The organism is Actinomyces timonensis, from assembly GCF_040702965.1.
GTDB classification, from domain to species: Bacteria; Actinomycetota; Actinomycetes; order Actinomycetales; family Actinomycetaceae; genus Actinomyces; species Actinomyces timonensis_A.
The window spans coordinates 1,023,193-1,045,544 of sequence record NZ_CP159989.1 but is presented as its reverse complement, the minus strand read 5'-3'; the positions used below and the strand labels follow the sequence as shown (position 1 = coordinate 1,045,544).

Below are 22,352 nucleotides of genomic sequence, written 5' to 3'. Positions count from 1 at the left end.
CACCGACCACCGCGACACGAACCCGGAGACCATCATGAGCCTCACCGCCCCAACCTCCCCGTCCCGCTCGGCAGCGCGACCCGCCGAGCGCCCGACCCTGATCCCCTACCTGCTCTGCGAGCTGCGCACGACGATCCTGAGGGCTGACACGATCATCTTCATCGTCGTCATACCACTGGGCATGTACCTCCTGTTCGGGACCATGTCCTCCTACAGCGACATCGATGCGGGCCGGGGCAATGTCAACGCCGTCATCATGGTCGACATGGCGGCCTTCAGCGCTGCCATGGCGGCCACGACCGTGGCGGGGAGCAGCGCCGTCGAGCTCGCGGGGGGATGGGGCCGCCAGATGGGGCTGACCCCGGGAGGAATGCGCTCCTACTACCTGGTCAAGGCCACCGCGGCGGTCATGCTGTCACTCGTGCCCACCGCCCTGCTCTTCGCCACCGGGGCCGTCATGGGCGCGCGCTGCGACACCCCGCTCATCTGGATCGCCTCCTTCCTGGGCTGCCTGCTGCCGACGATCCCCTTCTCCCTGTACGGCCTCGCCATCGGCATGTGGTTCCCCTCCCAGGGCGCCGTGGGCACGGCCGCCGCCTCCGTGACGGTGTGGGCGTTCCTGGCCAACATCTTCATGCCGCTGTCCGGGGCGCTGCTCACGATCGCGCACTACACGCCGCTCTACGGGCCGGCGACCCTGGCCCAGCGCCCCATCATGGGCGATGCCATCAACACCGCGACGAGCGTGGTCCACGAGAGCCCGTGGATCCAGGCCGCTAACCTCGTGGCATGGACGCTCATCCTCACCGCCGTCTGCCTGCTCTCCCGCCGCCGGGCCACGGCGCGGCGATGAGCGGGCGGGCGGCGGGCCCCCTGGCCGCGACGCCGCAGGCGCCCAACTGGCGGGACTGGCGCTGGACCTGGCCCGGCACGCCCGGATGGCGCGGCGTCGACTGGAAGGCCTCCATCTGGATCGTCTTCCTCCTGCAGGTGACCGCCTCCCTCCTGGCGTCACGGGCCCCGCTGTGGGCGAAGATCCTGGGGGCCTCCGGCCTTGCGGCCTTCGCGGTGATCTATGTGATCGAGGTCAGCATCATCGCCAGGCGCGCCGACTTCGCCCGCCTGGCCCCGGGCTCGACACTGCGCGAGGAGCTCGCCCCTGCGATCCGCCCGCTCGTTCTCCTGGGAGTCTGCGCGGTCCTGTCCACGACCGCGATCACCTGGTACTACGCGGTATTCCTGCCCTACTTCAGCGCGATCGTCCTGTTCACCACCAGGCTGCGCACAGGCCTGATGGCCAGCGCGGGGATGTGCCTGGCCGTGCTGGCCGTCATCCTGGTCGCGGACCCGGGCGAGCCGGGGCTCGTGTACATGACGATCGGCTGCATCACGTCATCGGGATTCGTGGTCCTCTCCCGTTCCTTCTCCGAGCAGGAGACGCAGCGCGCCCGGCTGGACCGCGCGGAGGCGGCGGCGGCCGAGCGCGAGGAGATCGGCCGGGACGTGCACGACATCCTCGGGCACTCGCTCACCGTGCTCACCCTCAAGGCGGAGGTCGCCCAAAGGCTCCTGCGCCGGGACCCAGAGGCGGCCGAGCGCGAGCTGGCGGAGGTCATCGAGCTCTCTCGGGCCGCCCTGGCAGACGTGCGCTCCACCGTCACGCGCCTGCGCACCCCGGATCTGGCCAGTCAGATCGAGTCCTCGCGCACGGCTTTCACCGCCGCCGGCATCGACGCGGGGATCACCGGCGGCCCCGAGGACATCGCGCTGGGGCAGCGCGAGCTGGCCTCCTGGGCCCTGCGCGAGGCCACGACGAACATCCTCCGACACGCCGCGGCCACCCGGGTGAGGATCGCGCTGGCTCCTGGGCGGGTCGTGGTGACGGACAACGGGAGGGGGCTGGAGGGAGCCCCGCCCGGCAACGGGTTGAGGGGGCTGCGCCGGCGCCTGGAGGCAGCGGGCGGTGAGCTGCGCCTGGCCAGTCCAGCGCCGTCACTGCCTGGACATGAGCCGGAAGGTACGGGCGGACCGGGAACCGAGATGGAGGTCCTGCTGTGAGGGCGACGGATTCCGAGCGCGGCAGCGGCGTCATCCGGCTGCTGATCGCCGATGACCAGGCGCTGGTGCGCGGCGCGCTGGCGACCCTGCTGGGCCTGGAGGCGGACCTGGAGGTCGTGGCGCAGGTGGGCACCGGCAAGGAGGTGGTGGCGGCCGCCCGCGAGCACGGCGCCGATGTGGCGCTGCTGGACATCGACATGCCAGGGCGGCGACGGCCTGGCCTGCCGCAGTCTCATCGTGACCACCTTCGGGCGCCCGGGGTACCTGTCGCGGGCGCTGGAGGCGGGAGCGAGCGGCTTCCTGGTCAAGGACACTCCCCCGGAGCAGCTGGCGGACGCGATCCGTCGTATTCACGCGGGGCTGAGGGTCATCGACCCGACCCTCGCCCAGGAATCGGTGCTCCTGGGCCCCAATCCACTCACCGAGCGGGAGAAGGAGGTGCTGCGCCTCGCGGCCCGAGGCGACGACGCCCATGGGATCGCCGTGGGCCTGAGCCTGGGCGAGGGGACGGTGCGCAACTACCTGTCGAGCGCGATCGCCAAGACCCACGCGCGCAACCGCACCGAGGCCGCCCGCACCGCCGAGCGCAACGGCTGGCTGTAGGGCCTGGGCGGGGTGGACCGGATCGCAACCGAGGCCTGTCAAGCCCCGGGTTTTGTGGAGGCTTGTTCATCTGGTCCCGGCGGGTCGGCGCTTGCCGGGGTCTGGTGGCGCCTCGTCGGCGGCGGCCTGGAGGGCCCAGGCATCCTCGTGCTCGACGGGGGGCGCGAACACAGGTGACATCGGCAGGCCCACAACCGATTCGGCGCCTTCCACCCCGAAGCGCCAGCCGACCGGCCCGGCTGGCCACTCCCACCCGGGGCCCACGCCGTGGTCCTCGCCTTCCCGCGGCAGCGCGCGCCCAGGACGCCCAGCCCTCTCACCTCGCGGCCCGATCACAGAACTCCTCCGGGCACCTCCCCAGCGCGCCCACAACAGTGACTCCCTCCCCCTGCATCACTGCCCCATCACGCCCGAAGCGTAACACAGCCGTGAGCGCCTCCGCGCGGGCCGCGGGCTCGACGTCCCGCAGCGGAGGCACCCACGGCTGACGACGCCGGTGTCAGGCACCGCTCGATGTGGACGACGTCGCCGAACAGCTCGCACTACTCGTCGAGACGAAGATCCAATCACCGTCGACCTGCTCGACCTCGGTAATCTCGAAGGACGCGGCACTCAGGTCGTGCATGCTCATTGAAGTCACCTCCTTTCGGAATCCAGCTGGTAACCTAGTGAGAAACTATGATGGACTAGGCGGAACCCAGTTGCCGAGCCACTTTCCCCAGACCGATCAGTCCGGACGCATGAGCCAACGACAACGTCGTCAGTGCTCGCCGCCGCGCGCCTCAGACGTCACGTCCCCGAAACAGCACAATGGCCGTAGCGAACAGGGCGACCGTCCAGGCGATGAGGGCGGCCGCCGACGCCCAGGGGCTGACGAGCTCCGAAAGGCCCGTCGTGGCGGCAGTATCGAGGCCGGCCCGCTCACCCACGCGGGCAATGAGGGTGGAGGAGGCTCCGACGGGGAGCAGCCCCCGCACGCTGTCCACCCAGTCGGCCAGTGGGGAGAGCATGCGCAAGAGGAGGACCTCGATTCCGACGGCCCATCCGAATCCCACGAGGAAGCCGCCTAGGAGGCTGCGCAGCGCGATGGAGGCGGCGAACCCGATCGCCATCATCGCCAGGATGACAAGCGCGCCGAGTCCGAGAGAGACGACCACGTCGGAGACGGGCGGGGCGGCCGCGTCGAGGCCGAGGGAGGGTGACACGATCGCGCTCGCCGCGAAGGAGACGAGAAGAGTCAGGGCGGACATGACGACCGACAGGACGGCGAGGCAGGCGAAGCGTGCGCCGAGAAGACCGGCACGCGATGCGTATCGCGGCAAGATCAGCCGGAACGTTCCGTAACGGTAGTCGGAGGCCCCCGCGAGGGATCCCAGGAGGATGAAGACGAAGGCGCCGTATGTGGGCATCGACGCCAGAGGCCACGCGTGCGCGGCATTCACGCCGAGGCAGGCGACAATGACGGCATTGGTCTGCGAGGAGGGGGCCTGGGAGACCACTGCGGCGTTGATGGCGTAGGCGAAGACGACGATCTGGAAGAGCCAGACGACAACGAGGACCCACACGAGGGGCCGCGCTAGAAAGGTGACGACGCCGCCCTGGAGGGCCGCAGCAACGCCCGGGCCCGACCGGGAAGGAGGAACGTCGGCCGCAGTCTCACCGGTTCGCGCCATCCCGGAGGCTGGATGCTCAGTCGTTGTGGTCATCGGGGTCTCCTGTCTGCTGTGCAGTGAGCTCAAGGAAGAGGGCCTCGAGAGTCGCCGTCTCCACGGTGAGCTCGGTGAAGCCGATGCTGCGGCGCGTCAACTCTCTGGCGAGTCCGCGCGCCGTCTCGTCGTCGGTCCTGAGGCGGATGCCGCCGTCGGGGAGCGAGCGGATCTCACTGACGCCAGGGAGAGCCTCGAGGGCGGGGAGAAGTGCCGCGTTGTCGTCAGTCCGTACGACGACCGTCACGCCGTCCGAGGCATGCCGGGCCCGCAGATTCGGGAGAGAGCTCTCGATCACGACGGCGCCGTTAGCGATGATCGCGACGCTATCTACGACCTGCTCGACCTCGGCGAGGATGTGGCTGGACAGCAGTACCGTCCGCCCCTCGGATCGTAGTGACCGAATGAGCTCCCGCATCTGGGCGATCGCCTGTGGATCCAGGCCGTTGGTCGGCTCGTCGAGAACGACGAGTGCGGGGTCTCCGAGGATAGCCGCCGCGACGCCGAGCCGCTGCTTCATGCCGAGGGAGAAGCGAGAGAACCTCCGTCCAGCGACGTCATCGAGGCCGACGCGCTCCAGGACGCGCCTGACGTCCCTCGCCGAGGCGCCGCAGTAGCGTGCAATGACCTCGAGGTTGCGCTGGGCGGAGAGGAAGGGGTAGAACGCTGGCGACTCGATGAGCGCTCCGACGTCGGAGGCCGCACGGGCCCTCGAGCCGGACCGTCCGAAGATCTGGAAAGATCCCGAGGTCGGCTCGAGAAGCCCGAGCAGCATGCCCATCAAGGTCGACTTGCCCGCGCCGTTGCGTCCGAGCAGGCCGTAGACCTCGCCCTCCGCCACAGTGATGTTGACATGGTCCACCGCAGTGGTCGTTGACGAAAATCTCTTGGTCAGTCCGTCGGTCGTGATCGCCGCCATGACTGCCTCCTTGGTTGGGATGGTGGTGGCGCGGTCAGCCGCCATGGGCGGTGCTGGCCGTACTGGTAGAGCTGGTCGAGCTGGTGCTGCACATATACACCCGGTCCGTCAGCTCCACCTCCTGGAGCTTCTGAATCTCGAAGCTGCTGGCGATCAGATCCTCCAGGTGGTCAAGGGCGAGGGTCATCGGTTGACTGGTCATTATTATCTCCTCCTTTCTACTGAGAGTCGTGGCGATCAGGTGGTCTTCCATCTGTAGACCATGAGGAAGAGCAGGCCAGCGAGAGCTGCGCTCACGCCGAGCACAGCCCAGGAAACGAGGCCGGACGAGGCTGACACACCGCCCGCCGAGCCAATCAGCAGCTGAGCCGTGGCCGTCAGCGGTGTCAGTTCCATGACGCATGCGAGTCGGGCGGGGAGTACGCCGAGTGGCAGGAAGCATCCGGAGAGCAGGCCCAACGGCAGAAGGATGAGGTTGACGCCGGCCGAGACCGCCTCCTGGGAGCGGGCGAGCATTCCCACCGCTCCCCCGATCAGGAAGAAGACCAGACCACTCAGCACGATCGCTGGCGGGGCGACGACTGCGAAGAACCCGCCTGGGCGCAGTCCCAGAAAAGCGACGCCCAGGGCGACGAAGACGGCGCCCTGCAGGAGGGTCACCATGACGGAGACCAGGAACCGCGCCCCGATCACCTCCCAGGCGCTGACGGGCTGCAGACGGAGGCGCGCCAGCAGCCCGCTGCTGCGCCAAGCAGTGAGGGTCAGGCCCGAGCTGCTCAGCGAGGCGTTCGCCACGGAGTATGCGAGGACGCCCGGCACGACCTGTCCGGCGGCGTCCGGGGCACCGAGAAGGTTACCCCCGATGATGTGGAGAACGATGATGATACCAGCTGGCATGACGAAACCGAAGAGCAGCGTGGCCGGCTGCCGGATGTTGTAGATCAGGGCCGCCCGAGTCATCTCCAGAAGAGGCTTCATGATTCCACGCTCCTTTCCTCCGCCTGGGTGACCATCCGGACGTAAAGGTCCTCGAAAGACTCAGACCGAACCGTGAGACGGGCATCCGGGGCGACGCGTCGGACCGCGTCCGACGTGTGCGCGGCGTCGCGCGACACGAGCAGGAGGGCATCGCCGTCGAGGTCGGCCCCGACGACCTCGGGCAGATCCAACTCGCCGACGGCGACCAGTTCGTCGGTGCGCACCTCCAGCGTCTGGAGACCCGAGCGCTCCTCGAGTTCTCCCGGAGTGCCCTTGGCGACGACTCGTCCTCTCGCGAGGACGACGACGCGGTCGCATAGGTCCCCCACCTCGTTCAGGTCGTGCGACGTATAGACCATTGCGGCGCCCTTCGAAACGGCCTCCCTGAGGACCGTCCGCATCCGGCGCCGCGCGATGGGATCCACATTTGCAGTCGGCTCGTCCAGGAAGAGCAACTCGGGTGCGCCGACCAAGGCGCAGGCCACCGACAACCGCTGCCTCTGCCCCCCCTGAGAGCCGCTCGAGCCGCACGTCGAGGCAGTCGTCCAGGGCAAGCCGACTGGCGCACCGCGCTGCCTCGGCATCATCGGTCCCGCGGAGTCGAGTGAACAGGCGCAGCTGCTCCCCGACTGTCAACTGCTCGAACAGTGCCGGATCCTGCGGCTGTACACCGATTCGCCCGTTGCGGGCGCGGTCGGGCGGCCACGCCCTGACACCGAAGGTGGTGACGGAGCCCGACGTCGGTCGCAGCAGGCCTTGCATGAGTCGGATGAGAGTGGTCTTACCCGCTCCATTCGGACCGACGACTCCCAGGAGTTCGCCCGGCGACACATCGAGGTCGACCTCGTGAAGGGTGTCGCGGTCGCCAAATGAGTGACAGACCCCCCTGACCCGGATAATCGGCTCAGTCATTGAGCCTCCCCTCACTCTCGACAGCGACGGAGTAGGCCCGAACCGGGGTGATCTGAACGATGCCCTCCGGGGTCGCGTCGACGATGCGTGCGCTCGTCGATGCCGCCCCGAGCGCCGTCTCCCACGTGACAGGGGTTTGAGCGGCACCAATAGCACCCGTGCCCCACGGCGCCTCAGCGACGTCGCGCAGAGCGCTCTCGAACCCGTCGGGCAGCCCGCCAGCGCCCTCCTCCACTCCTTCCTGGACCGAGGCGGTGAGTCGGTCCAGGACGACGAGCGCCGCGTCGTCGAGGGTCGGAGCGGCCTGCGCGGTCCATCCAACCACCGCGCCCGTTGGGTCGGTCGCCGCGCCGACGACGAGACGATCGGACACGTCCGGCCAGACCAGGAGCCGTATCACCAGCCCCCGTGACATCATGAACCGAATGAGCAGGTCAGAAAGCGGGTCGGTCGGCAACGGCAGGAGCATGGGTGTGGCACCGATGGTGGGGATGCGCTGGGTCAGCACCCGCGTCGCCTCCATCCAGCCTGCACGCCGCCTGGCGTCATCCACATCGACACCGGCCGCCACCGACGCCGGCTCTCCGGCTGAGGAGGCGGCGACCTGGGCAACGGCGTCGAGAAGGGCCTCGCGACGAGCGGAGGCAAGGTTCTCGCGGCTGTGTCCGACGCTGCGGCGGGACTCGTTCCACCCATGAATGAAAGCCGCGAGGAACAGCGGCTCCTGAGGCAGGTCGAGATCGTCGGCCCGCGACACGAGGCCGGTGCGAGGGGCCATGAGCGCCATGAGGGAGTCCAGGACGTCATCCTGGACGGCCACAGGGGCCTTAGGATCCGACGCCGCTGTCACTGCTCTCGGGCCAGCGGTGCCGAACGGGACGACTGGCCGCTCGAGGTGCATGTCGAGAGATGGCACATCCATGACGCAGACGCGCTCCGATAACTGAGAGGGCAGGACGCCTGTGATCTCCCGGAACAACTCGAAGGCGGCGTGCGTGCCCATGAGATCGAGCGGGGCGGATGCGGCTGCGGGGGCCGTCTCCGTGTCAGGGAGATCGGTATTCCGATGCACGGCGGACAACACGTCGCGCAGGCTCCACGGGTAGCCGGCGCCTACGACGGGACCGAGGACGAGCGCGTCATCGAGGGCGACAAGCGGCAGGAGCGTGAACTCGCCCGCCTCAGCGCGTCTGGCGATCATAAGCAACTCTTCCTCTGGCACCGACCCACAGGCGACGACCCACGGGCCTTCGAGCTCGTCGACGAGGGCGGAGCGGACACCGATTGAACCGTTGTCTCGCAGCGTCCGCATGAGGGCAACGGCGTCGGTCCCCTCACCGACGACGTCGATCCGAGCAGTGCGGAAGGCGCGAGCAGTCCCGACGGGGTCCTGTGTCCAGTTGGCAAGGAAGCCCTCGAGGTCGTCGAGCTGCTTATCATGGTTGGCGGGACTGGACAGCCACCTGACAGTATGCGGAGGACTGTCCCCGGCGAGGGACAGGCACGGACCGCAGCGGCCAGCACCGAGTCCGCCCATGGGTTGATGGCGCGACCGGTGCGCAGCACTGTGGCACCCGACAGCAGCACCTCGCGCTCGGATGTCGGCCTGGAGTTGATCCACCGCAGTCGGACACATTCGGGACAGGCCGTGTCGCCGTCCGAGGTCGTGGAGTAGACGAGATGACCGACGCCGACATCGATGACGACGGTGCCGCCCTCGGGAATGTCCGCAGGAATGGGTCGGTCAACGGCGGCGGAGAGAACCTGCGTGTGAACCGGCACCGGGTGAACAGGCGGGCGGTCGAGGCTGGTGGAGAGCAGGGGGCGCTCCTTTCGTCATGGCGGTCCGCCGAGTCCCACTTACGGTCATAGGGTCGGCGGGTCGCCCGGATTTCACCTCCAGGACGGCCCGCCGACGATGCCTGGGCTCAGGCGCAGGAGGAACTCGTCGACGAGGCGGACGAGGTGCTCGTGGACACGATAGCAGGGCGTCGGCGACCTCGGACACCTCGAACGAGGCGGCAGTCAAGTCATTGATACGCATGGGTACACCCCCTCAGGAAAGAACGAAGGGATAAGGACAGCGTTTATCGCGATAGAGATATGCTCGGCGGTGAGCACCCCTACCACGACCCGCACGAAGAGAATACAGGCCACACATGAACCGGTCAAGGACACAACGAAGCGTGCCGGAATTTTCGCCGCGACTATGCGGTTCCTCCGACTTATAGGACACCTTATGCTGGTCGGAACCCAGGGTTTCATTGGTATCACGGGGATTCCGGCTCTTCCGGTTTGAGGGGTGGTCAAGTGCTCAGTCGGTGTCTGAGGCCTCCGGCGTGAATGAGGCTTCGGGTGGTGTAAGTGGGTGAGATTGCGGAAGCCCTGGGCGATGCCGCGTAGGTGCTCCAGGCGCCCGCCCGTGGCCTCGGTGGGCCCGTTGGACCTGACTCCTGACACGTTAGTGTGCCGGGTCGATGTCGGGGGCTGTGAAGATGTCGGTGGCTTGGGCGGTGAGCTGGGGCTGGGCGGTGATGGTGTGGCCGGCGATGGTGATCTCGACGCTCTGGAGGGGTTTGAGGGCGTGGATGATCTTCTTGATCGACATCCCGGTGGCGTCCTGGATGTGGTGGGCCACGGCCAGTGAGGCCATGACCATGGTCAGGTGGGCCTCGATGGAGTCCTTGAGGCGGTGGAAGACGGGACGGGCCCGGTGGATCGTCCCGGGTGTGGTGGAGGGTCTGATTCCACGGAAGGATGAGGACCATGCCCGCACCCAAGAAGTACCCCGAGGAGCTCAAGGAGAGGGGGATCCGGCTGTGCCTGGACGCCCTGGCCGACCCCGACCGCGCGAAGGGCTGCTTCAAGCGCGTCGGCGACGAGCTCGGTATCAACGCCGAGACCCTGCGCACCTGGGTCCGCCAGGCCCAGATCGACGCCCGTCAGCGACCCGGGACCACCACCGACGACGCCCGGAGGATCAGGGAGCTGGAGGCCGCCAGCCGCGAGCCGCAGCGGGTGGGTGGGATCGGGCGCGAAGCGGGCGCGTATTTCGCCCAGGCGGAGCTTCGAGCGCCGGTAGCAGACCTCGTGGACTTCATCGAGGACAACAAGGAGCACGGGGCCCGTGCCGGTTCTGCCGGGTCCTGACGGACTCGGGCTGCCAGATCGCCCCGTCAACCTTCTACGCCGCCAGGAGGCGCCCTCCGTCCGCGAGGGCGCTGTCGGACGCGCGCCTCGATGAGCGCATCGCGACGCTGCGCGCCTCCAATGCCCTCAATGCCGCGCTGGGGGCCAGGAAGACCTGGAGGCTGCTCAACACCCAGGCCGGCGCCGAGCCGGTGGCCCGGTGCACCGTCGAGCGGCGCATGCGCGCCCTGGGGCTGACTGGTATCGGGCCGGGAAGGTCGACGCGCACCACCCCGCCAAACACGGTCCCTGTCTGCAGGACCTGCTGGGCAGGGACTTCACCGCCGAGCGCCCCGATGAGCGCTGGGTCGTGGACTTCACCTACGTGCGCACCTGGTCCGGGCTCGTGGTGCACCGCGTTCGTCATGGACCTGTACTCCAGGGCGATCGTGGGGTGGTCGGTCTCCACGGTGATGGACACCGACTTCGTGCTCGGCGCCCTGGAGCAGGCCGTCTGGGCCAGGGGCAGCCGAGAGGGGCGCAGTCTCAAAGGGCTCATCCAGCACTCGGACCATGGGTCGCAGTACCTGACCGGTCCGCTACAGCCAGCGGCTGACCGATGAGGGGATCGAGGCGTCCACCGGGAAGGTCGGCTCCTCCCCCAGGCAACGCCGCCGCCGAGGCCCTCTACTATGACACCCACCGCGACGACCAGAAGGCCGCCGCGTGACAACAACCCCTCCACAAAACCCGGGACGATCCACTCGTGCATGCGCTCTCCCACATCGGGGACCCTGGTAGGGACGCGCGTAGCCGCCTCAGCGAGGACCCTCATTGGATCGCTCCCGAGATCCTGGCCCTCGAGGTCGTCTCCTCCCTGCGAGGCCGCGTGCTCGGACGCAAACTCGCTGAAGGGGCCGCGCTGAGCGCGCTGACCGAGTTCAGGGCGATGGACATCAGCACTTATCCCACCCGCCCCTCATCGGCCGGATCTGGGAGCTGCGGGACAACCTGAGTGCCTACGACGCCGCTTACGTGCCCCTCGCGGAGGCTGAGGACTGCGCCCTGGTCACCGGGGACGCGCGCATCGCCAAGGCACCGGGAACCCGGTGCCGGATCGAGGTCCTCGGCGCCTGAGCCCGCAGGCCCCATAGCCGAGATCGTCCCTTCGCCGTCGAGTTCGCCCCCTTACCTACCGAACTCGGCATGAAAAGGACGAACTCGATGATGAAGACGGCCCCGCCCTCCTCAGAGCCCGAGGCGGCGGCGCAGATCCTCGGGGAGGGCGGCCATGGCGTCGGCGACGTCGTCGCCGCTGGAGGCGGCGGCTTGCTGCGGCTGCGCGGGCGCCTGGGCCGGAGCGGACTGCTGGCCCGGCATGATGCCGTAGCCGCCAGCGGAGCCCCCCGCCCCACCCCCAGTGCCACCCGCGCCCCCGGCAGGCGCCGAGCCCAGTCCGAAGGAGGAGCCGGCCACCGGCGCCGCGGGTGCCTCCGGGGCACCCTGCGCTGCCTGCTTGGCCTGGCGCGCGGCCTTGGCGGGGTTGCCGGAGCGCCCCTTCTTGCCGCCCTTGCCCTTCTTGGCCTTGGGGGCCTGTCGGGCCTTGGAGTGCTTGCCCATGGACGGCAGCGACCCCATGCCGGGCATTCCACCCGCGCCTCCCATCCCGCCCGACGCCATGGCCTCCATCATCCTCTTGGCCTGCTCGAAGCGGTCGACGAGCTCGTTGACCGCCTGGACGGTGGTGCCCGATCCCTTGGCGATACGGGTGCGGCGCGAGCCGTTGAGGATCGTGAGGTCCTTGCGCTCCGCGGGCGTCATCGAGCAGACGATCGCCTCGATGCGGTCCACCTCGCGGTCGTCGAAGGCCTCGATGGCCTCGCGCATCTGCCCCATGCCGGGCATCATGCCCAGCAGCTTCTTCATGGAGCCGAGCTTGCGGATCTGGCGCAGCTGGGTGAGGAAGTCGTCGAGGGTGAACTCGCCCTTGGCGAGCTTGGCGGCGGCGTCCTCGGCCTCCTTGGCGTCGAGGGTCTTCTCCGCCTGCTCGATGAGGGTGAGCAGGTCGCCCATGTCGAGGATGCGGCTGGCCATGCGGTCGGCGTGGAAGCGCTCGAAGTCGTCCAGGCCCTCACCGGTGGAGGAGAACAGGACCGGGGCGCCGGTGACCCCGCGCACGCTCAGCGCCGCGCCACCGCGGGCGTCTCCGTCGAGCTTGGAGAGCACGACGCCGGTGAATCCCACGCCGTCGCGGAAGGCCACCGAGGTGTTGACGGCGTCCTGTCCGACCATCGCGTCCAGGACGAAGAGGATCTCGTGAGGGGCGACGGCGTCGCGGATGCGGATCGCCTGGTCCATCATCTCCGCGTCCACGCCCAGGCGGCCAGCGGTGTCCACGACGACGACGTCGTAGCCCTTGGCGCGGGCCTGCTCGACACCGCTGGCGGCCACCCGGACCGGGTCGCCGACGCCGTTGCCGGGCTCAGGGGCCCAGATGTCCACGCCCGCGCGCTCGGCGACGACGCCGAGCTGGGTGACGGCGTTGGGGCGCTGGAGGTCGGAGGCCACGAGCAGGACGCGCTTGCCATCGCCCTTGAGCCAGCGCCCGAGCTTCCCCGCGAGCGTCGTCTTGCCGGCGCCCTGGAGGCCGGCGAGCATGATGATCGTCGGGCCGCGGTCCGCCCAGTTGATCTCGCGGGTGGCGCCGCCCAGGACCTCGATGAGCTCGTCGTTGACGATCTTGATGACCTGCTGGGCGGGGTTGAGCGCCTGGGACCGCGCGGCGTCGACGGCCTTCTCGCGCACGGCGGCGGTGAAGGCGCGCACCACGGGCAGCGCGACGTCGGCCTCGAGGAGGGCGCGGCGGATCTCGGTGACGGTCGCCTCGACGTCGGCCTCGGTCAGGCAGCCCTTGCCGCGCAGAGAGTTGAAGGAGGCGGTGAGCCGGTCGGAGAGGTTGCCGAACACGGGGGTCCTTCCTGGGGCGCGGGCGCGCCGATCGGGGGGGTGCTGTGCCCGGGCGGCATGGCGTCGCCCGGGCATCGCGCGTTGCTGCCGCCCAGGATAGCGGCCAGGGCAAGCGCGCTCCCCCGCCCCGCGCGTCGCTCCCAGGTGACTAAGCCCGGGCCCACCCCATGGGCGAGGGCGGAGGCGTCGATGATCTCCTTGAGCCAGGCGGCCGGGGCGTTGGCCTCCTGGCCTCCGGGGGCGACGCCGCGGCGCATGGCATCGGCGAGATCGGCCTCCAAGCGCTTGGCCTCGTCGGCCGCCCGCGCCCAGTCGTCCAGCACCATGGCGGCCTCGCGGCGCTCGGACTCCGCCCGATCCTCGGTTCCACCCCAGCGCTCCTCGGCCTCGGCGGCGTGCTCCTCACTTTCGCTCGACGACATCGTCCTCAATATCACGCGAGGAGGGCTCGCTCGCCTTCCAGCATCAGCGGGCGCAGCCGGTTCCGCCGCCCCAATCGCTGGCGCCACCATCGCCGCTGATCGCGAATCGGCTGGCGGCGCCCGGGTCGCCGAGATTCCCTACTGACGATTGACCTCAGCCCCACAGAGGAGCGTTTCGATGCCGAGCACCAGTCGCGGGCACAGCTTCCTTATCGCCGCCTGCGTCATCGGGGTCGCATGGATGTTCAGCCAGGGCATCCCCTGGTGGGCTTGGGCTGCCGCGTTCCTGCTTCTTCTCGCAGAAGCAGAATTTTTATCCCGATCAATGGCCAGCAAATCACCTTCCGCCCGGGAGCATCTCGGGAAGAAGTTAATTGCCGCCGCAATCGCGTCGGCCCTCCTCTTAATAGGATCGCTGTTTTTACTGGCTCTTCCGGTTTGAGGGTGCGGGCGGGGCTCTGGGAGCGCGCGGGCCCGCTCCACCTCCGCCCCGCCGCCCCAGGCCGCTCGCGAGCCAGGGCTCGGCAGCGCGGGAGGCGGGGAGCATCCGCCAAGACGCGCCGGGGGCGCCGCCGTGAAGAGCGGGCCGGACCCGGAGTCGCTGCCCCCCTCAGGCCAGCAGGGCGTCGACGAAGCCCTCAGGGTCGAAGGGGGCGAGGTCGTCGGCACCCTCTCCCAGGCCGACAAGCTTGACGGGCACGCCAAGCTCGCGCTGGACGGTGACGACGATGCCGCCCTTGGCGGTGCCGTCGAGCTTGGTGAGCACGATGCCGGTCACGCCGACGGCCTCGGAGAACACCTGGGCCTGTCGCAGGCCGTTCTGCCCGGTGGTGGCGTCCAGGACGAGGAGGATCTCGCCGACGGGGGCGATCTTGCCCATGACGCGCTTGATCTTGCCGAGCTCGTCCATGAGGCCGGCCTTGTTCTGGAGGCGCCCGGCGGTGTCGATGAGGACGACGTCGGCGCCCTGGTCGGCGGCCTTGCGCACGGCGTCGAAGGCGACGGAGGCGGGGTCGGCGCCCTCGCGCTCGGAGCGGACGACCTCCACGCCCACGCGCTGGCCCCACGTGGACAGCTGCTCGGCGGCGGCGGCGCGGAAGGTGTCGGCGGCGCCCATGACGACGGTCTTGTCCTGGGCGACGAGGACGCGAGCGAGCTTGCCGCAGGTGGTGGTCTTGCCGGTGCCGTTGACGCCGACCATGAGGATCGCCGCGGCGGGCTCGGCCCCCACGGTCAGGCCAGCGCCCTCGGTGGCCTCGGGCCGGGCGAGGTTGAGGGAGCGGTCCATGGTGGGGTCGACGAGCTCGAGGAGCCCGGAGCGCAGGACGCCGCGGATGGCCCCGGGGTCGGAGGTTCCGAGCACCTTGGCCTGGGTGCGCAGCCCGTCCATGAGCTCCATGGTCACCTCGACGCCGAGGTCGGAGGTGAGCAGGGTGTCCTCGATCTCCTCCCAGTCGGACTCGGACAGGTCGCCGCGGGACAGGACGGACAGGATGGCCTTGCCGAAGCCCCCGGAGCCGGCCAGGCGGGCGCGCAGGCGCTGCATGCGCCCGGGAATGGACTCGGGACGCTCCAGGGTGGCGACGGCGCCACCGGCGCCCTCCTCGGCCTCAGGGGCCTCGCCGGAGGACCCGGGCCTCTCCCCCTCACCCTCAGGGCCGGCAGCGGGAACGGCCTCCTCGCGCCCCAGGGGCTTGTGGGCGCTGACCTCGGGGGGTGCTTGGCCGCGACGGCGGCGGCCGGAGACGAGCCAGAGCCCTCCCACCACGGCGAGGACGGCGAGGACGGCAATCACGATGAGCATCGGGTCCATGCCCCCATCATGCCCGATGCCCCGCGCCCCGTGTCAGCCCCCGGTTGCCGCGTCGCCGCGAGGGCGCCGACGGCGACGGATCGACATCGACGCACCAGCGCCGTACCACCGCGCTGGCAGCGAAATATTCTTAGATCGAGCCGCTCCTCGAGTCCCTGCCCGCAGTCCAAGCGCCCCTTCCCTGGAGGTTGATCGAGCCTCGGCCCCCAGGATCTCCAACTCCTCCTCCAGCATGGACTTCTCGCCAACCAAGCGATTTATACGGCGGGCGAACGAGCTTCTCAATGGATGGAAAAACGCTTCAACACTCCCGAATATGACGACACCAGCAGCGGAATACGTCCCAACAAGTAATAGCGCAAGAAATACCGCCCAGGCGGAACGCCCACCCTCATTACTAGTCAAGATGGCGCGAAGAAACAATTTCAACGCCAGGAGGGCGTACAGGGCGACAACGGCACGACAACATAGCACCACTCCCCGATCGGAGAACTTAGAGGTCCCGTACAGCACCAACAATACAGTCATTCTCGACTGAGAAAATACGACCAACGCGCCGACGAGCGCAGAAACAAGCACATCATTACTATAAGAATCCCAGGAGCGCAAATGCGAAACGCAAGCCAGCAACAGGGCCCACAATACCGCCACGACAATTCTTTTCGAAGCAGGCAAAACGGAGCCCTTGGTGACACGAGCCCGCCCAGGACCCCACTTCGCTCCACCCAATCTATCGATCTCACGATCGACCATGTGCAATCGATTTGAAACATCCCCCACATCGTGCACCGCGGTACGGACCCACAACAAGAATGGGGACGCACAGGCAATCATGAGCGGTCCAGCCAGGATGATCAGGCCGAAGAGCGATCCAACGCCTCTGGCAACCCAATTCACCCCCGAAAGAGGCCCAAGAAAAGGCAGTGGGCCATAGACGAACAGCACGAAGCCCGAGCAGTACAGGACAAGAGACCAAAGAAACGCGAAAACAAAGGAATTCAACATGCTATCGGTCAGCGAATGCCTCACCAACCCCTCGCGCCTCTCAACAGAGGCCTGCCCGTAAGAATAATACGCCCCGCCGGCTATAAATGTCGCCAAGGCGGAGAACGTCGCGGCCAGCGTCACCCCATCTTTAAGACTTCCACCAAACCCGAAGACATGAAGGACGCTCAGCAAGCCTTCACGCAATGACACCAAGCCCCGCCACACGCCATCGCGCGTTCCATGGAAGAGCATGGGCCCGACAAACACGAGCACAGCCACGCCCCCGCCACAAAATAGTGCCATCCAAAACGCGATCCACCCGTGAAAAAGAGACAGCCTCACTCGCGAGCGACTCCACTTCTTTAGCCTATCGTGCCGATCATCAATCATTGCACCAAATCCTCTCAAGCCAGCACGCGGAGCCCTTCGAGAACCCCTCACATGATTGACATCAACGCGCTAGGGGGACTACTGAGCCAATACGCGCCCTCAAACCTCATCGTTCGTCGGACGCGTTTCCTCTCCCACTCTACCGGCTCACTCACGCGCGAGGCGCTGGGAGACGGCCTGGGTGACGCCGTCGCGCATGGTGATGCCGTAGAGGGCGTCGGCGACCTCCATGGTGCGCTTCTGGTGGGTGATGATGATGAGCTGGCTGGACTCGCGAAGCTCGGTGAAGATCTCCAGCAGTCGCCCCAGGTTCGTGTCGTCGAGGGCCGCCTCCACCTCGTCCATGACGTAGAAGGGCGAGGGGCGCGCCTTGAAGATCGCGATGAGCAGGGCCACCGCCGCCAGGGACCGCTCCCCGCCGGAGAGCAGGGAGAGCCGCTTGACCTTCTTTCCCGCCGGCCGCGCCTCGATCTCTATGCCCGTGGTGAGCATGTCGCCCGGATCGGTGAGCACGAGACGGCCCTCGCCGCCGGGGAAGAGGCGGTCGAACACGGAGGTGAACTCACGGGCCGTGTCCTGATACGCGGAGGTGAAGACCTCCTGCACGCGCGCGTCGATCTCCTCGACGATCCCCAGCAGGTCCGCGCGCGAGCGCTTGAGATCGGCGAGCTGCTCGGCAAGGAAGCGGTGACGCTGCTGCAGCGCGGCGTGCTCCTCGAAGGCCAGGGGGTTGACCTTGCCCAGGCGGGCGAGATCGCGCTTGGCCCGGGCGAGGCGCTTCTCCTGCTCGGCGCGCGCGTAGGGCCGCCCGGGACGGGCCGTCGGTGCCCGCGGAGCGCGCTGCGCGTCGGTCCCCTCCCTAGCAGCGGCCTCCGGTTCGGGGGCGCCCGGCCGCTCTGGCGGGCCTGGCGCCAGCTCGGCGTCGCCCTCCTCGATCTCGGGGACGGGCATATGCGGCCCGAACTCCTCCACCAGGGGGTCGAGCTCGAGCCCGAGCTCGGTCAGCGCCCGCTCGGCCAGGGCCTCCAGGCGGGTGCGGTGCTCGGCGCGGGCGATCTCCTCCCGGTAGGCGGCGTCGGTGAGCGCGGCGATCTCCTTGGTGAGGCGGTCGATCTCATCGCGGACCCCCCGGGTGGCCTCCAGGGACTCGGCGCGCTCCGCCTCGACGGCGGCCCGCCGATCCGCCGCCTCGGTGGCCCACTCGCGACCCGCCTCGGCGGCTCGCCGTGCCTCATCGCGCACCCGCTTGGCCACGAGGAGCTGTCGAGCCCGGCGCTCCTGGGCGCGCTCGGCCGCCGCCCGGGACTCGCGCTCGCGCCGGGCGGCCAAGCGCAAGGAGTCGGAGCGGCCCCGCCCGGAGCGCTCGCGCTCCTCGGCGGTGCGAAGGGCGAGACGGGCATCGGTCTCGGCGGCGCGGGCAGCGGTGGCCGCCTCGGCCGCCTCATCGCGGCGCGCCCGGGCCTCCTCGATGGCCACCTCGGCGTCCACCGGCGCCCCTCCCCCGGCGCCCTCCCCGCCGTCGGGGGCGCCCGAGCCGCGGTCCTGCTCGATCTCGGCCAGGGCGGTGGAGGCGGCAGCGAGCTCGGCGGCGCGCTGGGCGGTCTCCTCCTCGGCGCGCTCCAGGACGCGCCCGGCGCGCCCGGCCTCCTCGGTGGCCGCATGGGCGGCGGAGACGAGGCGGGCCAGGACCTCGGCCTCGCGGGCGGCCTCGGCGTCGGCGCGGCGGAGCCGCTCCAGGGCGGCGGTGAGGCCGTGCCTGCGGGCCTCCTCGGCCTGTCGGGCCTCCGCCAGGGCCGTCTCCGCCGCCTCTTGGGCCTCGCGGGCGGCCTCGGCCCGGCTGGCGGCCTCGTCATGGGCGGCGGCGAGTTCGAGGACGCTGGCCGAGCCGCGCCCGCCTCCGGCGGCCCATCCGGGGGCCAGGATGTCGCCGTCGCGGGTGACGACTCTTGCCCGTGGGTCGGTGGCGCGCGCCGCGGCGCCCGTGGCGAGATCGGGCACGGCCCACGCCCCGGCGAGGAGGCGATCGAGCGCGGCCTGAAGGCCGGAGCGCTGCGCGGTACCCGCCTGGATGGTGACCAGGCCCCTGGCGGGGACGGCGCCCTCCACCGGCGGCACGGGCCGAGACCGGTCGATATCACGATCGAGACCGGTCCCGCCCCCCTCCACCGGGGGCTCGAGCGCCCCCGCGGCCCCGTCGTCGCCCGCCCCCTCCTGTGCGATGATGAGTCGGATCGCCCCGGCCTCGGCCCTGCGGGCGCGCTCCAGGGCGCCGATGGCCGCGGCCTCGTCGGCGGCCAGGGCGGCTGCGGCCAGATCCCCGAGAAGCGCGGCGATGGCGTTCTCCCAGCCCTTCTCGATGCTCACGTGCTCGGGCAGCGGACCGAGCAGTCCCTCCAGGCCGGCCTCGGCGAGCTCGGCGGTGGAGTCCTCTGCGCGCAGCGACAGCGCCAGGGCGTCGCGGCGGGCGGCCCAGGTGGCCTGCTCGGAGGCCGCCTGGGAACGGGCCTCGGTCGCGGCGGCGAGCGCGTCGCGAGCGGAGGCCAGGGCCGCCGTCGCCGCCTCGTGACGGGCAGCGGCCTCCACCTGCTCGGCGCTGGCGCTCCCCGGCGCGTCCTCATACGGGGCCGGGCCGTCACCGGTCCCGGGGGCTGCCTCCTCCACAGCGGCCTGGGCGGCGGCCCGCCGCTCCTCCGCGGCGGCCAGGGCGATGCGGGCCTGCTCTCGGGCGGCGGTGGCGGCCTCGTGGCGGGAACGCGCGGAGGCCAGGCGGCCACCTGCGCGCGCCACCCTCTCCCGATGCTCGGCCTGACTGCGCTGAAGGGCGGCGAGCGCGCTCTCGGCGGTGCTCTGCGCTGCCTCGGCCTCCGCCCGCTCCTGGGTGGCGGCGGCCAGCGCGCTGCGGGTCGACTCGATCCGCTCAGCGAGCTCGGCCTCCTCGGCGGCGGCGGCCTCAGCGCGCCGGTCCAGCTCCTCAGGGTCGGTGCCGAAGGACGGCTTGGGCGCGTTGGCCAGGCCCCTGACCCTCTCGACGGCGACGTCGGCGAGCGAGGAGAGCCGCTGGGCGGCGTCCGTGAGGCTCTCCCACACTTCGGTGGCGGCGGCGAGCCTGCGCCCGGCGCCCGCCTCGACCTCGGCGAGCCCGGCCAGGCGGTCTCGGGCGGCCTTCTCGGCCTCCTCAGCAGCGGCGCGGCGGGCGGTGACGGCGGCGGTGTCCTCCTGGCCGGCCTCGAGGAGCTGCTGGGCGGCGACGACGTCGTCGGCGAGCAGCCGGGCGGTGGCGTCGCGGACCTCGATCTGGATGGTGCGGGCGCGGCGGGCGACGGCGGCCTGCTTGGCCAGGGGCCCGAGCTGGCGGTGGAGCTCGTTGGCCAGGTCGGCGACGCGCGCGAGGTCGGCCGCCATGGAGTCCAGCTTGCGCAGGGCGCGCTCCTTGCGGCGCCGGTGCTTGAGGACGCCGGCGGCCTCCTCGATGAAGCCGCGGCGGTCCTCTGGCGTGGCAGACAGGACGGCGTCGAGCTGCCCCTGGCCGACGATGACGTGCATCTGGCGCCCCAGGCCCGTGTCGGACAGGAGCTCCTGGACATCGAGGAGGCGGCACTGGGCGCCGTTGATCTGGTACTCCGACCCACCGCCCCGGAAGAGCGTGCGGGTGATGGTCACCTCGGAGTAGTCGATGGGCAGGGCGCCGTCGGCGTTGTCGATGGTCAGGGAGACCTCGGCGCGCCCAAGCGCGGGCCTCGACCCGGCGCCGGCGAAGATGACGTCGGCCATGGTGCCGCCGCGAAGATTCTTGGCGCCCTGCTCCCCCATGACCCAGGTCAAGGCGTCGACGACGTTGGACTTCCCCGAGCCGTTGGGGCCGACGACGGCGGTGATACCCGGCTCTAGGCGCAGCGTGGTTGACGAGGCGAAGGACTTGAAGCCCTTGATCGTCAACGTCTTGAGGTGCACGGCCCCACGATACCGTCCGCCGTGGACCGTCGTCCGAGGAGGCCGAGGGCCCTGCCCCGTCCGGCTACCGGAACCGCGCGCCGCCGCGCCGTCATGCCCCCATGCCGGCCCCGCGCAGGAGCGCGAGGGTCTTGGCGCGCCAGATCTGGGAGGCCACGGAGCCGCCATTGAGGTCGAAGACATGATCCGCGTAGGGCACGACGATCGTCTCGTGGCGGGCGCCGGCCGCCTCCATGACGGCGTCGAGCCCCCTCGTCCCGCTCACGGGCACCACGTGGTCATCCTCGCCGTGGACGATGAGCACCGGCGGGGCGGCGGCCCCCGCGGCCGCGGCCTTGCGGGTGGGGTCGATGGAGGCGTAGCGCTCCGGGTACTGCGCGGGGCCGCCCCCCACGTACAGCCGGGCCCGGCCCGCCACGGGCCCGGACATGACCGGGTCGGGGTTGTCGTGGAAGACCGCGGGGTCAGTGATCGGATAGGTGATCGCCACCGCGCGGATCGTGGGAGCGCTCCCCTGGCAGGCCGGCAGCGCCTCGCCATCGGCGTCCGCGGGGGCGTCAGGCCCGCTCGGGTCGAGGCCCCCCAGGGCCTGCCGGTAGGCCGTCTCCAGCGCGAGGTGCCCGCCGGAGGAGTCCCCGACGACGGCGAGCCTGCCCGGGTCCCCGCCGTGCTCCCCGGCGTGGGCGCCCACCCACGCCAGTGAGCACGCGAGGCGGGATTGGGCGAGCTCCCACGTGGGCGTGTCCCTCAGGGAGAGCGGGTACTCCAGGGCGATCGCCAGATACCCCTGGTCGGCGAGCCAGTCCGCCTGGATGCGCGTCATGGGGTTGTCACGATCCCCCGTGCGCCACCCACCGCCGTGCAGGAGGACGACGATCGGCGCTCCCCCTCCGCCATCCCCCGGGGCCTTGCCCCGCGGGTACCAGATCCCAGCGCGAAGGGTCTGGCGGCTGGCGTCGTCGGTCAGGACGACGGGGGCGGCATCGGGGCCGCGCCCCCACTGCCCGATACCGGTGAGGCCGAGGACCGACAGATCGACTCCCCGCGCGTGGGCGAAGCGGATCTGCGCGGCCCCCATCCACCCCGTGATGACCAGCGCGAGGCAGAGCATCCCGGCCGTCACCAGGCGCCTCCGGGCCCCTGGCTCGCGTCGCCGCACGAGGGCCCGCCACCCGGCCACGACGGCGAGCAGCGCGATCGCGGCCGCGGCGTCGAGCCCCCAGGCGCCGATCATGAGCGAGTAGGACAGCACGGGGATCCCGGTGATCGCGCCGATCGAGAGAAGGCAGATGGCGCAGGCGCCGATGAGGGCGAGAGCGTCGCGCTTCCGGCAGCGGCCCCGCCCGGTGGCGCGACCGGCCCGCCCCCGGCGGCGCGAGCGGGACCCGGGGCCCCGGCGGGGATGGGGGTCCTCGGGAGTCGTCTCCTCAGCGATCGCCTTGACGGTTGGCACGGCGCCACAATACCGAGGCCCCGCCACCTGGGATGGAGCCGAGATCGACGCCTCCTTCCGCCGC

18 protein-coding genes and 4 pseudogenes are annotated in these 22,352 nt (G+C 70.2%); 6 read left to right on the top strand and 16 right to left on the bottom strand.

What is annotated here, in order from left to right:
* The first annotated feature begins 34 nt into the window (after positions 1-34).
* The 3 genes and pseudogenes from ABXS69_RS04575 to ABXS69_RS04565 all read left to right on the top strand — a co-directional run bounded on the left by ABXS69_RS04575 (position 35) and on the right by ABXS69_RS04565 (position 2,661).
* On the top strand, positions 35-853 hold the full coding sequence (locus tag ABXS69_RS04575) for an ABC transporter (RefSeq protein WP_366181363.1): 819 nt from the start codon (positions 35-37) through the stop codon (positions 851-853).
* A complete protein-coding gene (locus tag ABXS69_RS04570) occupies positions 790-2,058 on the top strand; it encodes a histidine kinase (RefSeq protein ID WP_366181362.1) in 1,269 nt (422 codons plus the stop codon). The genes ABXS69_RS04575 and ABXS69_RS04570 overlap by 64 nt, the downstream gene beginning before the upstream one ends.
* Positions 2,055-2,661, top strand: a pseudogene (locus ABXS69_RS04565) (response regulator transcription factor). The gene ABXS69_RS04570 and the pseudogene ABXS69_RS04565 overlap by 4 nt, the downstream one beginning before the upstream one ends.
* A gap of 499 nt (positions 2,662-3,160) precedes the next feature.
* On the opposite strand, the gene ABXS69_RS04560 reads toward ABXS69_RS04565, so the two are convergent.
* The 10 genes and pseudogenes from ABXS69_RS04560 to ABXS69_RS04515 all read right to left on the bottom strand — a co-directional run.
* Positions 3,161-3,292: a hypothetical protein gene (locus tag ABXS69_RS04560; protein WP_366181361.1), complete on the bottom strand. Its 132-nt coding sequence runs from the start codon at positions 3,290-3,292 to the stop codon at positions 3,161-3,163.
* A 151-nt stretch (positions 3,293-3,443) separates the two neighbouring features.
* Positions 3,444-4,367, bottom strand: a complete 924-nt coding sequence (locus tag ABXS69_RS04555; RefSeq protein WP_366181360.1) for a hypothetical protein — start codon at positions 4,365-4,367, stop codon at positions 3,444-3,446.
* Positions 4,351-5,286, bottom strand: a complete 936-nt coding sequence (locus ABXS69_RS04550; protein ID WP_366181359.1) for an ATP-binding cassette domain-containing protein — start codon at positions 5,284-5,286, stop codon at positions 4,351-4,353. The genes ABXS69_RS04555 and ABXS69_RS04550 overlap by 17 nt, the downstream gene beginning before the upstream one ends.
* A gap of 34 nt (positions 5,287-5,320) precedes the next feature.
* The gene (locus ABXS69_RS04545; RefSeq protein ID WP_366181358.1) at positions 5,321-5,488 is read right to left on the bottom strand and encodes a hypothetical protein; all 168 of its coding nucleotides are present in this window, start codon (positions 5,486-5,488) and stop codon (positions 5,321-5,323) included.
* Positions 5,489-5,523: 35 nt separating this feature from the next.
* Positions 5,524-6,264: an ABC transporter permease gene (locus ABXS69_RS04540; protein ID WP_366181357.1), complete on the bottom strand. Its 741-nt coding sequence runs from the start codon at positions 6,262-6,264 to the stop codon at positions 5,524-5,526.
* Positions 6,261-6,848 (bottom strand): ATP-binding cassette domain-containing protein, encoded by a 588-nt coding sequence (locus ABXS69_RS04535; protein ID WP_366181356.1) that lies wholly within the window; start codon positions 6,846-6,848, stop codon positions 6,261-6,263. The genes ABXS69_RS04540 and ABXS69_RS04535 overlap by 4 nt, the downstream gene beginning before the upstream one ends.
* A pseudogene (locus ABXS69_RS04530) lies at positions 6,787-7,176 on the bottom strand (ATP-binding cassette domain-containing protein); the annotation flags it as partial. The pseudogene ABXS69_RS04530 and the gene ABXS69_RS04535, both read right to left, overlap by 62 nt.
* Complete coding sequence (locus ABXS69_RS04525) at positions 7,169-8,377, bottom strand: hypothetical protein (RefSeq protein WP_366181355.1); 1,209 nt, start codon at positions 8,375-8,377, stop codon at positions 7,169-7,171. The gene ABXS69_RS04525 and the pseudogene ABXS69_RS04530, both read right to left, overlap by 8 nt.
* 1,105 nt (positions 8,378-9,482) lie before the next feature.
* Positions 9,483-9,621: pseudogene (locus ABXS69_RS04520) on the bottom strand (ISL3 family transposase); the annotation flags it as partial.
* Positions 9,622-9,637: 16 nt separating this feature from the next.
* Positions 9,638-9,886 (bottom strand): annotated as a pseudogene (locus tag ABXS69_RS04515) (IS1634 family transposase); the annotation flags it as partial.
* Positions 9,887-9,942: 56 nt separating this feature from the next.
* Between ABXS69_RS04515 and ABXS69_RS04510 the strand changes: the two are divergent.
* Both ABXS69_RS04510 and ABXS69_RS04505 read left to right on the top strand, forming a co-directional pair.
* Positions 9,943-10,326: a transposase gene (locus tag ABXS69_RS04510; RefSeq protein WP_366181354.1), complete on the top strand. Its 384-nt coding sequence runs from the start codon at positions 9,943-9,945 to the stop codon at positions 10,324-10,326.
* Positions 10,323-10,928: a DDE-type integrase/transposase/recombinase gene (locus ABXS69_RS04505; protein WP_366181526.1), complete on the top strand. Its 606-nt coding sequence runs from the start codon at positions 10,323-10,325 to the stop codon at positions 10,926-10,928. Before ABXS69_RS04510 ends, ABXS69_RS04505 begins: the two co-directional genes overlap by 4 nt.
* A 625-nt stretch (positions 10,929-11,553) precedes the next feature.
* On the opposite strand, the gene ffh is transcribed toward ABXS69_RS04505, so the two are convergent.
* Positions 11,554-13,272 (bottom strand): signal recognition particle protein, encoded by a 1,719-nt coding sequence (gene ffh / locus ABXS69_RS04500; protein WP_366181353.1) that lies wholly within the window; start codon positions 13,270-13,272, stop codon positions 11,554-11,556.
* Positions 13,206-13,694, bottom strand: a complete 489-nt coding sequence (locus ABXS69_RS04495; RefSeq protein ID WP_366181352.1) for a TipAS antibiotic-recognition domain-containing protein — start codon at positions 13,692-13,694, stop codon at positions 13,206-13,208. The genes ffh and ABXS69_RS04495 overlap by 67 nt, the downstream gene beginning before the upstream one ends.
* A gap of 178 nt (positions 13,695-13,872) precedes the next feature.
* Between ABXS69_RS04495 and ABXS69_RS04490 the strand changes: the two genes are divergently transcribed.
* Positions 13,873-14,136: a hypothetical protein gene (locus ABXS69_RS04490; RefSeq protein WP_366181351.1), complete on the top strand. Its 264-nt coding sequence runs from the start codon at positions 13,873-13,875 to the stop codon at positions 14,134-14,136.
* Positions 14,137-14,304: 168 nt separating this feature from the next.
* On the opposite strand, the gene ftsY is transcribed toward ABXS69_RS04490, so the two are convergent.
* The 4 genes from ftsY to ABXS69_RS04470 form a co-directional block, all read right to left on the bottom strand.
* Positions 14,305-15,507 (bottom strand): signal recognition particle-docking protein FtsY, encoded by a 1,203-nt coding sequence (gene ftsY, locus ABXS69_RS04485; RefSeq protein ID WP_366181350.1) that lies wholly within the window; start codon positions 15,505-15,507, stop codon positions 14,305-14,307.
* Positions 15,508-15,540: 33 nt separating this feature from the next.
* Positions 15,541-16,773 (bottom strand): hypothetical protein, encoded by a 1,233-nt coding sequence (locus tag ABXS69_RS04480; RefSeq protein WP_366181349.1) that lies wholly within the window; start codon positions 16,771-16,773, stop codon positions 15,541-15,543.
* 258 nt (positions 16,774-17,031) lie between these two features.
* The gene (locus ABXS69_RS04475) at positions 17,032-20,835 is read right to left on the bottom strand and encodes an AAA family ATPase (RefSeq protein WP_366181348.1); all 3,804 of its coding nucleotides are present in this window, start codon (positions 20,833-20,835) and stop codon (positions 17,032-17,034) included.
* A 91-nt stretch (positions 20,836-20,926) separates the two neighbouring features.
* A complete protein-coding gene (locus tag ABXS69_RS04470; protein WP_366181347.1) occupies positions 20,927-22,288 on the bottom strand; it encodes an alpha/beta hydrolase in 1,362 nt (453 codons plus the stop codon).
* Positions 22,289-22,352 lie beyond the last annotated feature (64 nt).